Source organism: Massilia sp. GCM10023247 (genome assembly GCF_042653325.1).
Classification (GTDB): domain Bacteria; phylum Pseudomonadota; class Gammaproteobacteria; order Burkholderiales; family Burkholderiaceae_D; genus Telluria.
The window spans coordinates 22901-36820 of record NZ_JBHSIB010000017.1 but is presented as its reverse complement, the minus strand read 5'-3'; the positions used below and the strand labels follow the sequence as shown (position 1 = coordinate 36820).

Below are 13920 nucleotides of genomic sequence, written 5' to 3'. Positions count from 1 at the left end.
AGAAATTTGAAAGCACAGCATGTCGATACAATGGTTCCCCGGCCACATGAACTCCGCCAAGAAGCAGGCGGAGGAGCAGATGGAATTCATCGATCTCGTGATCGAGGTGCTCGACGCGCGCCTGCCGGAGGCGAGCTGCAACCCGCTGGTCGACCGGATGCGTAAGTTCCGCCAGCGCCCTGTGCTGAAGATCCTCAACAAGATCGACCTGGCCGACCCCCAGGCCACCGCCGCCTGGAAGGCGTATTACGACGCCCAGCCCGGCGTCACGGCCTACCCGATGACGACCAAGAAGCCGGCCGATGTCGCGCGTATTCCGTCGCTGGCGCTGTCGCTCGCCCCGCACCGCGGCGTGCCGACCAAGCCGCTGCGCATCATGATCATGGGCATTCCGAACGTCGGCAAATCGACGCTGATGAACGCGCTGCTGAAAAAGCGCGTGGCAAAAGTCGGCGACGAGCCGGCCGTGACCAAGACCCAGCAAAAGCTGTATCTCGACAAGCACACGGTGCTGGTCGACACCCCTGGCCTGATGTGGCCCAAGATCGAGATGGCCAGCGACGGCCTGATGCTTGCCGCCAGCCACGCGATCGGCACCAATGCGCTGATCGAGGAGGAGGTCGCCTTCTTCCTGGGCGACGTGCTGCTCGAGCGCTATCCGCAGCTGCTGACGGCGCGCTACGGCTTCAAGACCGAGGGCCTGGACGGCATCGGCGTGGTCGAGAACGTGGCGGCGCGCCGTGGTTTCCGCGTGCGCGGCGGCGAGTTCGATGTCGAAAAGGCGGCCCACGTGCTGCTGCACGACTACCGCAGCGGGGCCCTGGGCCGCATCAGCCTGGAGACCCCGGAGAGCCGCGCCGCGCGCCTTGCCGCGCACCAGGCCGAGGTCGAGGAAAAGGCCCGCATCGCGGCCGAGAAGGCGGCCGCCAAGGCGGAAGAGGCCGCTCGGGGCAAGCGCGGGACCTGACAGCACGCGATGAAACCGCGACATACGAACACCGGCGCTTCGCGCAAGACCCTTCCGTGACCATTTCCCTTGTCACGTATATAATCACCCCCGTTCTGGTGCCCGCGTACGCCATCCGCATACGCAGTTAAACGGGAAACACGACGCCCCAGCGCCTCCGGCGCGTGGCCAACGTGTGCTGCCCCCGCAACGGTAAACAAGCGTCGCCCCCGGCGACAGGCCGCCTCGACACCACTGTGCTTTGGCATAGGAAGGTGAGGCGGTCCGACTTGCTAGCCCGGATACCGGCCAGGACAGGGGGACGCGCCCGGCGCGTCTCACAAGACCCCATGGCGGCGTTGCATCGTCTCGCCGTACTTGCGTACTGTCTTCGACGATGCGCCTTGCCCTGGGCTCTTGTGAGACGCACCGAGAAGGCGGCGTCCGTTGAATCCGGCTTGCGGGGACGCAGGCCGGGTGCACATCATTCAAAAGAACACCATCATGACCTCTGCTGTTGTTTCGAGCAGCGCGCCGGCAATCAAGCCGATCGCGCTGGCCTGCGCGTTGTCCTTCTCCCTGTTTGCCGGCGCCGCCTCGGCCGATGAACAGGCTCTTGCCACCGTCCACGTCACCGGCGCGCGCTTCCCGGCCGACGCCGCGCTGCCCGCGGTCGGCGCCACCGTCATCACCGCCGACCAGATCCGCAGCGCCGGCGCGACCGACGTGAACCAGGCGATCCGCAAGATCGGCGGCGTGTATGGCCGCCAGAGCCTGGACGGCTCGCCCGACTTCGGCCTCGACCTGCGCGGCTTCGGCACGAACAGCAGCCAGAACATGGTGATCCTGGTCGACGGCGTGCGCATGAACGAGAACGAATTGACGGGACCGGTGCTGTCGACGATTCCGGTCGATACCGTGGAGCGCATCGAGATCAACCGCGGCGGCAGCAGCGTGCTGTACGGCGAAGGCGCGACCGCCGGCGTCATCAACATCATCACCAAACGCGGCGCCGAGGCCGGCTACCACGGCTCGGCCAGTCTCGAAGGCGGCCGTTTCGACCAGCACGACGCCCGCGTCTCGCTGCGCCACGGCGAAGGCGCGCTGTCCTTCGACCTGGCCGGCGCCCGCCAGGGCACGGATAACTACCGCGAGAACAACGCATTCCGCCAGAAGGCCGTCAGTGGCGGCGTCCAGTGGGCCCGGGGCGACAGCCGCCTCGGCCTGCGCGCCGAATCGGCGCGCCAGGAATCGCGCTTCCCGGGCGCCTTGACCCTGGCCCAGTTCGAGGCCAACCCGCGCCAGAGCCTGACCCCGGACGACTTCGGTTCGCTCGACAGCGACCGCGTGATCCTGTCCGGCGCGCACCGCATCGGCAGCGTCGAGCTGGCGGCCGAACTGTCGCACCGCGAGCGCGAAACCATCGGCCACTACGAGTCCGCATTCGGCAACAGCGACGTCGTCAACCGCAGCCGCCAGACCCAGTTCTCGCCGCGCCTGCGCCACCTGGCGCGCAGGGACGGCATGCTCAACGAATTCGTCGCCGGCGTCGACCTGCTGAAATGGGAACGCGTTTCCACCTTCGGCAGCGCCTTCGGCACCACCCGCAACGATGCGCAGCAGGACGCGCGCGCGCTTTACCTGCGCGACGAAGTGCGGTGGAACGACGCGTACAACGCGCGCCTGGCCGTCGGCGCGCGCCACGAGGTGTTCGAGAAGGATTACGCCGACCAGTTCGCCAGCGTGCCGCAGGAGCGCAGCAGGCAGTCGCAGAACGCCTGGTCGCTGGAAGGCAGCATCGATCCGGTGCCGGGCCTGACCCTGCACGCCAAGGCGGGCGAAAGCTACCGCATCCCGAACGTCGACGAGAACAGCTACCGCTCGAGCGTCGGGGTGCTGGACGTGCAGACCTCGCGCGACCTCGAGTTGGGCGCCACCGCGGGCAGCGAGGCTGGCCGTGTGACGGCGCGCGTGTTCCGCCACCGCCTGCGCGACGAGATCTTCTTCGACCCGACCCTGGCGGGCGGCTTCGGCATCAACACCAACCTCGACCCGACCCGCCGCCAGGGTGTCGAGCTCGAAGGCCAGGTGGACCTGCCGGCCAGCCTGCGCCTGTCCGGCCAGCTGCAGCACGTGAAGGCCGAGTTCACGGATGGCCCGAACGCGGGCCGCGAGATGGTGCTGGTGCCGAAGAACGTCGTCACAGCGCGCCTGGCCTGGCTGCCGGCGAATGGACATAGTGCCGACATCGGTGCCCAGTACGTGTCGAGCCAGCGCTACGGCAGCGACTTCGACAACCGCTGCGGCGCGCGCATCCCTTCCTATACGACGATCGACGCCCGCTACGCGGTCAAGGTCGGCGCCTGGGAGTTCGCCGCCACCGGCCTGAACCTGGGCGACCGCCAGTACTTCAGCCAGGCCTTCGGCTGCCGCAGCGGCATCTACCCGAGCGACGGCCGCCAGCTGAAGCTGTCGGCGCGCTACGACTTCTGATGCACTGAGCTGATGCCCCGAGCCGATGCCGTGAGTTTCCTCCCAGCCGCCTCCCGTCCGCGCCAGCGCGCCACGCTGGCGCTCCTCGGCGCCTGCGCGCTGCTGGCGCTGCTGGGGGCGGGGGTGGCCGGTTCGGTGCCGGTTGCCCTGCACGAGGTGCCGGCCGCGCTGGCCAGCCTGGCGCAGGGCGCCCCCGAGGGCATGGCGGCGACCCTGCTCGACCTGCGTCTCGGGCGCGCCAGCAGCGCTTTCGTCACCGGCGCCGCGCTGGCGCTGGCCGGCGTCATGATGCAGGCGCTGGTGCGCAACCCGCTGGCCGATCCCTACGTGCTGGGCGTGTCGGCGGGCGCCGCGGTCGGCGCGCTGGCGGCGCTGCTGTTCGGCGCCGCCCTGTGGGCGGTCGACCTCGGCGCCTTCGGCGGGGCGATCGGCATCTCCCTGCTGCTGTACCTGCTCGCGCGCCGCGATTTGAGCGGCATGCGCGGCGGCGCGGCGCGCACCGGCGAGTCCGGCGTGCTGCTGCTGACCGGCGTGGTGCTGGCCTCGGCCTGCATGGCGCTGGTCACCCTGATGCTGTCGGTGGCGCCCGAATCGCGCCTGCGCGGCATGGTGTTCTGGATGATCGGCGACCTCGCCGGCAGTTCCTGGCGCCTGCTGCCCTGGCTGGTGCTGGGAGCGGCGCTCTTGCTCGGCTTGCGCCGTGCACGGGCCTTGAATATCCTGGCGCTGCACACCGACGCCGCCGTCACCCTCGGGGTCGACGTCGCGGCGCAGCGCCGCTTCCTGTTCGTGTGTTCCGGGCTGCTCACGGCCTGCGCCGTCACCACCGGCGGCAGCATCGGTTTCGTGGGCCTGGTGGTGCCGCACGCCTGCCGCCATGCCTTCGGCCCGGACCACCGCATCCTGCTGCCCGCCGCGGCCCTGGCCGGCGGCAGCTTCCTGGTACTGGCCGATACCCTGGCGCGCACCGTGCTCGCGCCCCAGCAACTGCCGGTCGGCGTGCTGACCTCGCTGATCGGCGTGCCCGTCTTCCTGTTCCAGCTCCACCAATTGCACCTGCGCCGCCGATGAAGCCTACTGCGATGTTCGAAACCCAAGGCCTGAGACTGCACGCCGACGGCCGCACCCTGGTCGAGGCCCTGGACTGGCGCGTCAATGCCGGCGAAAGCTGGTGCGTGATCGGCCCCAACGGCGCCGGCAAGAGCACGCTGCTGCGCACCGTGGCCGGCCTGCGCGCGCCCGATGGCGGCAGCGTGCTGCTGGCCGGGAAACCGCTGGCCGCCTGGCCGCTGGCGGCGCTCGCGCGCGAGCGCGCCTACCTGGCCCAATCGCGCGGCGACGCCTTCGCCTACCGCGTCATCGAAACGGTCCTGATGGCGCGCCACCCCTACCATGCCGACCGCTACTGGGAGGGCAGCGACGACCACGCCGCCGCCCAGGCGGCCCTGCGCACCCTGGACGTGCTGCACCTGGCCGAGCGCGACGTGCGCACGCTCTCGGGCGGCGAGCGCCAGCGCGTGGCGATCGCCGCCTTGCTGGCCCAGGACACGCCGCTGCTGCTGCTCGACGAGCCGGCCAACGCGCTCGACCTGGCGCACCAGGTCGCGCTGACCGAATTGCTGGCGCGCCTGTCGCAGGACGAGGGCAGGGCGGTGGTCAGCGTCGGCCACGACCTGAACCTGGCCTGGAGCGGCGCCACCCACGCGCTGCTGCTGATGAACGGCGGCGCCTGGCGCGCCGGCCCGGTGGCGCAGGTGATGCGTCCCGAGCTGCTGGGCGCCTGCCTCGGCCACCCGATCGCCGCCGTCGAGCACGACGGGCGCACCATCTTCCTGCCCGCCGCCCCGGCGCGCGCGGCAGGCTCGAATCCTGTCCGGAGCCTCCCGTGAAAGCGATCCTGTTTGCGCTGCTGGCGCTGTGCATGCAAGCTGCGAATGCCGCCGTCAGCGTGGTCGACGACAGCGGCCGCCAGGTCACGCTGGCCCAGCCGGCCCGGCGCGTGATTTCGATGGCCCCGCACGTGACCGAACTGTTGTTCGCGGCCGGCGGCGGCGCGCGCATCGTGGGCGCGATGAATTACAGCGATTACCCGCAGGCGGCGCGCACCATCCCGCTGATCGGCTCGAACAGCCAGATCGACCTCGAGCGGGTGGTCGCCATGAAGCCGGACCTCTTGATCGTCTGGCAAAGCGGGAACACGGCGCGCCAGATCGCCCAGTTGGAGGGCCTCGGGATTCCCGTTTTCCACAGCGAGCCGCGCAGCTTCGAGAGGGTGGCGGACAGCCTGCTGCGCTTCGGCCGCCTGCTCGGCACCGAGGCGCAAGCGGCGGCGGCGGCCGCGCAGTTTCGCAGCGAGGTCGCGGCCTTGCGCACCCGCTACGCCAGCCGCCCGCCGGTCACCGTGTTCTACCAGGCCTGGGACAATCCGCTGTACACCCTGAACGGCGAGCAGATCGCCAGCGACGCGATCCGGCTGTGCGGCGGACGGAATATCTTCGAGCAGCTCAAGACCATCGCGCCGCAAGTCGGCATCGAGGCGGTGGTGCAGCGCGACCCGGAAGCCATCGTCGGCGGCCAGCTCTACACCCCGCAGGACCGCGGCCTGTCGATCTGGCAGCCCTACCGCAGCATGACGGCCGTGAAGCGCAACAACCTGTTCACGCTCGACGAACAATTGCTGACCCGGGCCGGCCCGCGTATCGTGGAGGGCGCGGCACGCCTGTGCGAGCGGCTCGAACTGGCCCGCGCGCGGCGCGGCTCGGCGGCGCAATAAGCCGTTACAGTCGTAAGCAATTGCAAAAAAACGGGGCATGCCCCGAAGGCCGGCCGAAAAAGTGGTAATCTCGCGGTCGTTTTCTTCACCTTTTACACAAGAAGGATTTATATGCGCCGCTCCCTGCGTTTCGCCCTTGTCGCCGCCAGCCTGGTCGCCAGCACCGCTTTCGCTTCGCCCACCAATCCGCAAAACGGCGTCGAGTACGTGACCTTGTCCGCACCGCAGCCGGTCCAGACCGTGGGCAAGAAGGTCGAAGTCATCGAATTCTTCGCTTATCACTGCCCGGCCTGCAACATGCTGGAACCAGGCCTGAACGAGTGGGTCAAAAAGCAGGGTGACAAGATCGTGCTGCGCCGCGTGCACCTGCCGTTCCAGGGCCCGAACGATCCGGAAGCCCACCTGTTCCTGACGCTCGAAGCAATGGGCAAGCTCGACCAGATGCACAGCCGGATCTTCCAGGCAGTCCACGGCCAGCGCGTGCGCCTGATGAAAGACGAGCAGATCATCGACTGGGTGGCGAAGAACGGCATCGACCGCGCCGAATTCCTGAAAGTCTGGAATTCGTTCGGCGTGATGACCAAGCTGCGCCGCCTGCCGCAAACGACGGCAGCCTACCAGGTGAGCGGCACCCCGACGATCGTCGTCGACGGCAAATACCAGACCTCGCCGGGCCTGATCGCCGAGAAGCTCAAGATCAACGACGGCAAACAGATCCTGCAGGCGCACTTCCAGGTGCTCGATGCACTCGTGGCAAAGGCAGCAGCAACGAAATGAGCGACGTAGAACGCAAGGTCCTCGAAATGTACGAGGGCGCCCGCCCCCGTGAAGAGGACTTGTTCGAGACCAGCAATGTGAACCACATTGCCTGGTCGCTTGCCGTGATCTTCGGCGGCCTCGTCATCTGGCTCTGCATTGCGCTCGTCAATGCAGAGAACCAGCGTTACGCGCTGCTGACCAACAAGTGTCCGGACCCGGTCTTCAAGGGCGGCATCGACAAGGCCTGCCTCTACACGGTGCGCTCGCGCGACCACTGGTGGGAACACCTGTGGTACGGCTTTACGCACGTCCGGCCTGAAGTGGCCGGCAAGGAAGGCAGGTAGGGAACGTAGGGTGGACGGCTACACCCGGGCGCGTGGACAGCCCGCGGCCTTGGCGCCGCCCACGCGTTCAACGCACAGATGCATCGTCGCAAGCTTGCCGGAGCCGGTTGAACGCGTGCGCGGCGCCGAGGGCGCGTGTCCTACGGCGGCAAACTCACCACGAAGCGCGCGCCCCCCATGGCGGAGCGCTCCGCCTGCACGCTCCCGCCGTGCAGCAACACCGCCTTGCGCACGATCGACAGGCCCAGCCCGAAGCCGCCGGTCGCCCGGTCGCGGCTGCGGTCGAGCCGGTAGAAGGGCTCGAAAATGCGTTCGCGCTCCTCGTCCGGGATCCCCGGCCCGTCGTCCTCGACCGTGATCGTCACGCGCGCGCCTTCGCGCCGCGCCGCCAGGCGGATCGTACCGCCCGCATATTTTTGCGCATTGCGCAGCAGGTTCGACAGCGCCCGCCCCAGCAGGCGCGGATCGGCCTCGACCGTGCCGGCATCGGGCGCGCAGTCGATCTCCAGCACGGCGTCGCCCGGCGGCAGCGCCGCCCCGGCCGACTCCAGCAGGCCGGCCAGGTCGACCGCTTCGCGCTGCAGGGCTTGCCCGCTGTCGAGCCGCGCCATGCCGAGCAGTTCATTGACCAGGGTGTTCAGTTCCGACAGGTCGCCTTCCATGGCCGCGATGCGCTTGCGCAGTGCCGGGTCGTTGGCCTTGGCGCCCAACAGTTCGAGCGCGAATTCGAGGCGCGCGATCGGGGTGCGCAGCTCGTGCGAGACCGAATGCAGCAGGTTCTTCTGCGACACCAGCAACTCTTCGATGCGGTCGGCCATGTGGTCGATCCGCTCGGCCAGCGGGTAGATGCTGCTCGAGGGCTGCATGCGCGCCCGTACCGAGAGCTTGCCGGCCCCGAATTCGTCGGCCACCCGCGACAGCGTCTGCAGGCCCTGCCAGTGCGAGCGCGACCACAGCAGGATAGGCAGCAGCAGCGCCAGTGCCACGATGACGTAGCGCACCACCTCCATCTGCAGCGCCAGTCCTACGTCGATCGGCAAGTCCTGGGCATGGATGACTTCGGCCTCGCTGCCGATATAGCGCTCGCCCTTGAGGTCGACGCGCCGGTAAAACGCCTTGCCCTCGACGTCGAGCACGACCTCGCCGCGGTCGAGCGCGTCCAGGCTGGACGCCGGCAGCATCGAACGCGCCTTGTTCAGCATGACGAGGTCGAAGCGCGTGTCCGACACCTCGCGCACGCGGTTCAGGCGGATCAGCCAGTCGTCGCGCGGCGCCGCGTCGACGTATTGCTCGATCAGGAAGATCTGGGCCGAGGCCTGGCGCCGCGCGATGTCTTCCAGCGGATCGCCGAACAGCCGGCTCATCGCGAAGAAGATGACGAAGGTGGCGGCAGTAATGGACAGCATCACCAGCGTGAAAAAGCGGAAGAAAATCCGGTTCACCCCGGTCCTCCCGCCGTCAGTCCTGGTTTTTCACGCATGCGCAACATCATTTTTCTCCTGCCGACATTGTAGCTGCGCAAACTTTACTGCGGGTATTACAAATTCACGACAATTTGGCTACATCTGAGGTGGGACTGGACCGTGTTTGCAGACTAAGATCGGTCGCAATGGATTGATCAGCAGATTTTCCGTTTGCCCACTCGGCATGCGAGTGTCGGTGGGCTTTTTTATTCCGGCCGCAGCCCAAGGGGGCGGCCCAAGGGCGGGGCCACCCCAAGGGGAGGGGGCTGTTGACAACAAGGGCAGCAAGGAGATTTGGGAGCTGGGCTTGCCTCAACGTAAAATACTGGCACCTGCGTTTTCGCTACCCCGACCATGACCAAGCTTTTCGTCCTCGCTGCCCTTGTATCGGGCGCTGCCGCATCGGGCGCCGCCGCCCAGACGCCGGCGTCCAATCCGATGCCGGACGGCAGCCGCGACATGTATATCGGGCTGGGCGTGGCGTCCAAGCCGCGCTACGAGGGCAGTGCCGACCGTGAAGCGTCTGCCTTGCCGGTCATTCAATTCCAATGGAGTAATGGTGTGTTCGTGTCGGGCATGAGCGCCGGCATGCACCTGTCGCGCGTACCGCAGGTCGAATTCGGTCCGCTGCTCGAGGTGCAGCCGGGCCGCGACGCGTCCGGCGCCGGCAACACCGCCGGCGGCATCGAGGCCACCAGTTTCGCCATCCGCGCCGTGCCGGACAACCTGCCGCCTTTCATGCCGGCGGGTTTCCCCGAGAACCGGCTGGCGGGCATGACCGAGATCGACGCGCGGCTCCAGGCCGGCGCCTTCCTGAACCTGTACCTGACGCCCTCATGGCGCCTCACCGGCAGCGCCCTGTACGGCGCCGGCAATGCGCGCCACGGCGGCCGCCTCGACCTGGGCCTGCAGCGCCTGGCCATGCACATCGGTGCACAGCACCGGGTCACCCTGGGCGCCGGGCTGACGCTGGTCAACCGCAGCCATAACCGGGCGTTTTTCGGCGTGACCGAGGAAGAGAGCATCAATAGCGGCAACCTGATGTATGCGCCCGATGGCGGCCTGCGCGACGTCCACCTGGGCGCGCGCTGGAACTGGGCGCTGTCGCCGAGCTGGATGCTGACCTCGCAGGTGCAGGCCAGCCGCCTGCAAGGCGACGCCCGCCGCAGCCCGCTCGTCGAGCGGCCGACCAACCTGACGGTTTCCACCGCCATCGCCTGGCGCTTCTGACGATGCTACTGGCCCGCCACCTCACCGCCTGCTGCGTCCTGTCGCTGGTCGCACCGCTGTTCGCGTCCCATGCCGGCGCCCAGGTGCGCCCCGGCGAGTGGGTGAGCTATCGCGACGCCTACCGCGCAATGGTGGTGTTCGAAAAATACGGCGGCCCCAAAAACTATCTGCAGAGCCAGCTCCAGGTCGCGCCGCTGGACAAGACCGCTTCCGTCGACGCCCTGCAGCTGACGCTGGCCGGCAAGACCAACCAGGTCAACCTGCCGCTCGACCCGCTCGGCCGCACGGCCTTTCCCCTGTTGAAGGGCGCCTACGACGAGAACGTCGCCCTCGTGCTCAGCCGTAAGATCGGCAGCTTCACGGTACGGCCGCGCATTTCGATCGCCCTGCAGGCCGACGGCGTCTACGAGGATGGCGAGCTGCGTGCCGCCTGCGAGCAGGCGCTCGGTTTCGCGCGCTACGGCGACGGCTCGCTGCGCAACCGCCAGTGCGGCGGCGTGCGCTTCGTGTTCGCCAAGCGGGCAGGGGAGGCCGGCGTGCGCCTGCAGCGGGCCGACGGCAGCGACGTCGCGCTGGCGGTGACCGGCGGCGCCGCCTTCCACGGCGACCTCGACAACAGCTTCCCGACGGTCGTGTACCGCTTCGCCGGCGCCGAGCGCGGGCAACTGATCACCGCCAACCCGCCGCTGGCGATCGTGCCGCTCTTCGACTAGGAAGAACGGCTGCCGCGCTCGCCGCTGGCCCGGGCTAGCGCGCCGAGTAGTAGCTGGCCAGTTGCGCGATCTCCTCGTCGGTCAGCTTGTGCACCGCATTCCTCATCTGGCGGTTGATATCGTTGGTGCGGCGGCCTGCACGGAAGGCCAGCATCTGGTCGCGCAGGTAGGTTTCCGACAGGCCTTCGAGCACCGGCGTGGCAGGACGGGCGGCGTGCGGGCTGTGGCAGGACGAGCAGGCGCCCACGCTACGCATCGGATCGCCATTGCGGACGAGGCGCGGCGTCGATGCGGCCGATGGCGCGATATCGGCGATCCGCTCGCGCTCCTGCGACGCATAGAAGGCGGCCAGGTCGCGCATGTCCTGGTCGCTCAGGCGGGCGACCATCGGCTGCATGATGGCGCTTCGGCGGTGGCCGGACGCATAGTCGCGCAGCTGCTTGTAGGTCGACGATGCCGGCTGCCCGGCCAGGTGCGGCGTGCCGGCGGGGCTGGTGCCGCGCGCGCCATGGCACATGGTGCATGCCAGGGCGAGCGTGGCGCCGTTGCCGACCGAGGCGGCGCCCGCATCCTTCATCATCTGCGCATTGACGATCACGCTCGTCGGGAATGTCTGCTGCTCGGCCGGCAGCCCGGCCGGCTGGAAAGGCGCCGGGGCGCCCGCGGCCCTGCAGATGGCTTCCCACAGGCTGGCCATGGCAGTGCGCGCGTGCGCCTGCGGCACCCACACGAAGCCGATGAACGCGGCAATCAGTGCGACCGCCGCCAGCAGGCCCACGCTGACGGTGAACCAGCGGTTCTTGAACGAAAAGGTTTTTTCCATGCTCATGGCTCGCTCCCGACCGGCACCGCGGGGACCGAGGTCTGCTTGAGCGTGATGAGCTGGCTGATCGGGTAGCCGTAGTTGACCACCGACAGGCCGATCATCAGCGCGAGCCACAGCGCGTAACTGTTCAGGGCCGCCGGCAGCCTGCCCTCGTTGTGCGCAGCCTGGCTGAAGCGGAACTCGGGCAGGGTGATGCGCGCACTGCGATGGCCGCCGAGCAGCACGAGCAGGAACAGCAGGCCCGATATCACCAGCATCAGCCCGCCGATGAAGGTAATGATGACCGCCACCGCCTGGGGCGCGATCTCGGGATTGCTGTAGTCAAAATACGCCATGCGGCGCGGCATGCCGAGCACGCCCACCACGTGCCAGGGGAAGGTCAGCACGATCATGCCGACGAACCACAGCCACAGCTGGGTACGCATCATGCGCCCGCTGGCCAGCTGCTTGCCGGTCAGGTGCGGCCACAGGTCGTAGGCCAGCGCGAAGTACATGATGACGATGGCGCCGCCGAAGATCAGGTGAAAGTGGCCCGTAATCCATTGCGTGTTGTGGACCGCGAAGTCGAGCTGGTAGCTCATGTTGATCAGGCCGCCGGCGCCGCCGAAGCCGAGCAGGATGAAGGAAAACGCGACCGCCAGCATCATCGGGTTGTTCCAGGGCAGTGCCTTGAGCCAGCCAAAGGCGCCCTTGCCGCCGCGCAGGCGCCCGGCGATCTCGACCGATGCGGTAATCGTGAAAATCGTCAGCAGCGTCGGGATCGACACCATGCCGGTGAAGACGGCGTGCAGGAACTTCACGCCGGAGCCGACCTGCGGGTCCTGGAACAGGTGGTGCACGCCGATCGGCATCGAGAACACCAGGAACAGGATGAAGGAAATGCGCGCCATCCTGTCGCTGTAGAGGCGCCCGCCGATCGCGCGCGGCACCAGGGTGTAGAAGGCAATGTAGGCCGGCATCAGCCAGAAATACACGATCGCGTGCAGGGTCCAGGAAAAGAAGACGCGCGCGAGGCCGGCGTCGATGGTCGACTTGAAGCCCAGCGCCACCGGCAGGATCATGAACAGGATCTCGATCGCCGCCCCGAGCGAGGTCCAGGCCCACAGGTAGGCGCCGGCCAGGTTGGCGAACATCGGCAAGGGCACCGATTCGCCGGGATGGGCCGCCTTCCAGGCGCGCAGGTTGACCGACATGAGCGCGACCCAGATCCAGGAACCGACGACGACGAGCACGACGCCGATGTAATAGAAGGCATTGCCGATCAGCGGCGGATAGAAGGTGTACAGCACCGTCGCCAGGCCCATCGACACCGGCACCATGGCCGTCACGGTGCCGATCACCACCAGGAAGAAGCCGATCCAGGCCCAGCGCCTGCCGACCAGGCTTTGTTTCAGCGACAGTTCCACGATCGCATAGCCGAACCCCATCGCCACCAGGGTGGGGAACACGTAGCCCATGGCCGAACCGTGGGCGGTGACGGCGCGGTAGTACAGTTCGGGGTTGCCGATCCAGTCGCGCAGGGGACTGCGGATATACATCTGCCACTCGCCCAGCAGCAGGGCGACGAAGAAGGCAAGGAAGGCGACCCAGAAGTGCGCCAGTACCAGGCGCCGGGTGTCATTGTTCAACACAGCTCACCCTCCTTGCGCCGGCGGCCTGCCGCATGAACTCGGCCTTGTCGATGATCTTGACCCGTGCCCACATCGCGGCGTGGCCGACGCCGCAGTACTCATGGCAGGGCATCGCGTGCTCGCCCGTCTTCTCGAACTTCGTGCGGAAATTCGAGATATAGCCCGGCACCAGCATCACGTTGACGTTGCTTTGGGTAATAGAAAAACCATGGACCACGTCGGCCGCGGTGCCGCGGATATGCACCGGCGTATCGGTCGGCACCAGCAGGCAGGACGGCGTGAACGAATACTGGTTGGCGAGCACGCGCACGGTGACCGAACCGTCCGGCTCGGCCGTCGAACCCAGGTTGGACTCGATGAACTCGCCGGAAATGTGCAGGGTGCCGGGGTCGATGGTCTCGGTCCGTACCGGCGGCATGGCGGCCCAGTGCACGCTCATGTAGACGATCATGCCGATCAGGAAAACGATGATGGCGCCGACCATCAGCGCCCAGCGCGATTCGGCGGCATGTGCAACGGCGCCGCCGCTGGAATGTTGACCCGTCGCCATGTCAGTCGCCTCCGCGCGCAAGGAAGACGAAGATATAAAAGGCGAACCACATCGCCAGCACCAGGGCGACGGCCAGGCCGGCTACCGCGAACGCACCGCGCGGACCTTGCGCCACGACCGCATCGACCCGTTGCTGGTCGTGGCTGGTATCGGTTTCTCTCGGTTCAACAATCATGAACACTCCTCGGTGAC

14 protein-coding genes and 1 riboswitch are annotated in these 13920 nt (G+C 67.8%); of the genes, 9 read left to right on the top strand and 5 right to left on the bottom strand.

All coding sequences use genetic code 11. The features are described 5' to 3' along the window. Positions 1 to 19 precede the first annotated feature (19 nt). The 7 genes from ylqF to ACFPAH_RS14450 all read left to right on the top strand — a co-directional run bounded on the left by ylqF (position 20) and on the right by ACFPAH_RS14450 (position 7315). Positions 20 to 967, top strand: a complete 948-nt coding sequence (gene ylqF / locus ACFPAH_RS14480) for a ribosome biogenesis GTPase YlqF (protein ID WP_379746663.1) — start codon at positions 20 to 22, stop codon at positions 965 to 967. A gap of 79 nt (positions 968 to 1046) precedes the next feature. Then, positions 1047 to 1275, top strand: a riboswitch (cobalamin riboswitch). Between the two features lie 175 nt (positions 1276 to 1450). Further along, entirely contained in the window at positions 1451 to 3439 is a 1989-nt protein-coding gene (locus ACFPAH_RS14475) for a TonB-dependent receptor family protein (protein ID WP_379746661.1), read from the top strand. A gap of 12 nt (positions 3440 to 3451) precedes the next feature. Further along, positions 3452 to 4510 (top strand): FecCD family ABC transporter permease, encoded by a 1059-nt coding sequence (locus ACFPAH_RS14470; protein WP_379746659.1) that lies wholly within the window; start codon positions 3452 to 3454, stop codon positions 4508 to 4510. Between the two features lie 11 nt (positions 4511 to 4521). Further along, entirely contained in the window at positions 4522 to 5328 is an 807-nt protein-coding gene (locus ACFPAH_RS14465; protein ID WP_379746657.1) for an ABC transporter ATP-binding protein, read from the top strand. Beyond that, positions 5325 to 6212 (top strand): cobalamin-binding protein, encoded by an 888-nt coding sequence (locus ACFPAH_RS14460; RefSeq protein WP_379746655.1) that lies wholly within the window; start codon positions 5325 to 5327, stop codon positions 6210 to 6212. The genes ACFPAH_RS14465 and ACFPAH_RS14460 overlap by 4 nt, the downstream gene beginning before the upstream one ends. A 111-nt stretch (positions 6213 to 6323) precedes the next feature. Then, positions 6324 to 6989 (top strand): thiol:disulfide interchange protein DsbA/DsbL, encoded by a 666-nt coding sequence (locus ACFPAH_RS14455; RefSeq protein ID WP_379746653.1) that lies wholly within the window; start codon positions 6324 to 6326, stop codon positions 6987 to 6989. Then, on the top strand, positions 6986 to 7315 hold the full coding sequence (locus ACFPAH_RS14450; protein ID WP_379746651.1) for a hypothetical protein: 330 nt from the start codon (positions 6986 to 6988) through the stop codon (positions 7313 to 7315). Before ACFPAH_RS14455 ends, ACFPAH_RS14450 begins: the two co-directional genes overlap by 4 nt. Positions 7316 to 7455: 140 nt before the next feature. On the opposite strand, the gene ACFPAH_RS14445 is transcribed toward ACFPAH_RS14450, so the two are convergent. After that, positions 7456 to 8757, bottom strand: coding sequence for an ATP-binding protein (locus ACFPAH_RS14445; RefSeq protein WP_379746649.1), 1302 nt, complete (start codon positions 8755 to 8757; stop codon positions 7456 to 7458). Between the two features lie 375 nt (positions 8758 to 9132). On the opposite strand from ACFPAH_RS14445, the gene ACFPAH_RS14440 reads away from it, so the two are divergent. Both ACFPAH_RS14440 and ACFPAH_RS14435 read left to right on the top strand, forming a co-directional pair. Beyond that, on the top strand, positions 9133 to 10008 hold the full coding sequence (locus ACFPAH_RS14440; RefSeq protein WP_379746647.1) for a MipA/OmpV family protein: 876 nt from the start codon (positions 9133 to 9135) through the stop codon (positions 10006 to 10008). A gap of 2 nt (positions 10009 to 10010) precedes the next feature. Beyond that, the gene (locus ACFPAH_RS14435; RefSeq protein WP_379746645.1) at positions 10011 to 10721 is read left to right on the top strand and encodes a hypothetical protein; all 711 of its coding nucleotides are present in this window, start codon (positions 10011 to 10013) and stop codon (positions 10719 to 10721) included. Positions 10722 to 10755: 34 nt separating this feature from the next. On the opposite strand, the gene ACFPAH_RS14430 is transcribed toward ACFPAH_RS14435, so the two are convergent. From ACFPAH_RS14430 to ACFPAH_RS14415, 4 genes are read right to left on the bottom strand one after another with little or no spacing between them, the layout of a single operon-like run. Continuing rightward, positions 10756 to 11550, bottom strand: coding sequence for a c-type cytochrome (locus ACFPAH_RS14430; RefSeq protein WP_379746643.1), 795 nt, complete (start codon positions 11548 to 11550; stop codon positions 10756 to 10758). After that, on the bottom strand, positions 11547 to 13178 hold the full coding sequence (locus ACFPAH_RS14425) for a b(o/a)3-type cytochrome-c oxidase subunit 1 (RefSeq protein ID WP_379746641.1): 1632 nt from the start codon (positions 13176 to 13178) through the stop codon (positions 11547 to 11549). The genes ACFPAH_RS14430 and ACFPAH_RS14425 overlap by 4 nt, the downstream gene beginning before the upstream one ends. After that, positions 13165 to 13728, bottom strand: a complete 564-nt coding sequence (locus ACFPAH_RS14420) for a cytochrome C oxidase subunit II (protein WP_379746639.1) — start codon at positions 13726 to 13728, stop codon at positions 13165 to 13167. The genes ACFPAH_RS14425 and ACFPAH_RS14420 overlap by 14 nt, the downstream gene beginning before the upstream one ends. Before the next feature lies 1 nt (position 13729). Further along, positions 13730 to 13903 carry a hypothetical protein gene (locus ACFPAH_RS14415; protein ID WP_379746637.1) on the bottom strand — a complete coding sequence of 58 codons (174 nt, stop codon included), beginning with the start codon at positions 13901 to 13903 and terminating at the stop codon, positions 13730 to 13732. Positions 13904 to 13920: the final 17 nt, after the last annotated feature.